Source organism: Chryseosolibacter indicum, assembly GCF_018598585.1.
GTDB classification, from domain to species: Bacteria; Bacteroidota; Bacteroidia; order Cytophagales; family Cyclobacteriaceae; genus Chryseosolibacter; species Chryseosolibacter indicus.
In genome coordinates, this window is sequence record NZ_JAHESD010000150.1 from 1 (window position 1) to 1,203 (window position 1,203).

Here is a 1,203-nt window from a genome sequence, read left to right on the forward strand (position 1 = left end):
GATGAGCATTATGAAACATTTACGTCTAAAGCTGCAGAAGGCCGCGGTGTTCAGGTAGAGGCAATTAAAAATGTTGCATCGGGCCGTGTGTGGACCGGAACTCAGGCAAAAGGAAATGGTCTTGTAGATGTCCTTGGAGGATTTAATGATGCAGTAAAAATTGCAGCTGAAAAGGCTGGTATTGCTAACGATTATAAAGTCAGATATTATCCCAAGAAGAAAGACTTCCTGGAGGATTTGATGACCCGCCTCAGCGACAATGCAGAAGCTAAGGCGATGAAGTCCGAACTGGGTGAATTTTATCCGTGGTTCACTCAATTTAAAAAGATTCAACAATATCAGGGAGAGCAGGCTCGAATGCCTTTTGAACTTCAGATCCACTAAGAATAATTTTTATTTCATGACTCAAATAAGAAATAACTGGACAAGGGATGAAATCGCCGAAATTTATAATTCACCCGTCCTTGAATTAATATACCGTGCTGCTACTGTTCATCGACAGTTTCATGAAGCAGGGGAAGTACAGGTTTGTACTTTACTCTCTGTAAAAACAGGTGGATGTCCTGAGGATTGTGCATACTGTCCACAGGCTGCACGGTATCACACCAACGTTAAAGTGCATAAGCTTATGGAAGTTGGTGAGGTGTTGGATAAAGCAAGGGAAGCGAAGGAATCAGGCAGTACGAGATTCTGCATGGGTGCTGCATGGCGCGAGGTAAGAGATAACAAGGATTTCGATAAAGTGCTTGAGATGGTTAAGGGAGTAAACAGTATGGGCATGGAAGTATGCTGTACTTTAGGAATGCTCTCCCACGAACAGGCTCTCAAGTTAAAACAAGCCGGCTTGTATGCTTATAATCACAACCTCGATACAAGTGAAGAATTTTATGGCGAGATAATCACGACCAGAAATTACAATGACAGAATCGAGACACTTGAAAATGTAAGACAAGCAAAAATATCTGTCTGCTCAGGAGGAATTATAGGATTGGGAGAAAATGAGAATGATCGCATTGGTATGCTTCATACTTTATCAACTCTTCCTGAACATCCTGAATCAGTGCCGGTAAACGCGTTGGTTCCGGTAGAAGGTACACCCCTTGAAGATCAGCCGAAAGTTTCAGTTTGGGAGATGATTCGCATGATAGCGCCCGGTGGTAGCATTATGCCTAGAGCTATCGTCCGTGTTTCCGCACGCAGGGG

The 1,203-nt window shown here is 43.3% G+C and carries 2 protein-coding genes; both read left to right on the plus strand.

Translation table 11 applies throughout. The features are described from left to right. The coding region (locus KK060_RS24845; RefSeq protein WP_254157992.1) for a S49 family peptidase at positions 1–384 on the plus strand (384 nt) is incomplete at its 5' end. Between the two features lie 16 nt (positions 385–400). Further along, on the plus strand, positions 401–1,203 hold an 803-nt coding region (gene bioB / locus KK060_RS24850; RefSeq protein WP_254157994.1), incomplete at its 3' end, for a biotin synthase BioB.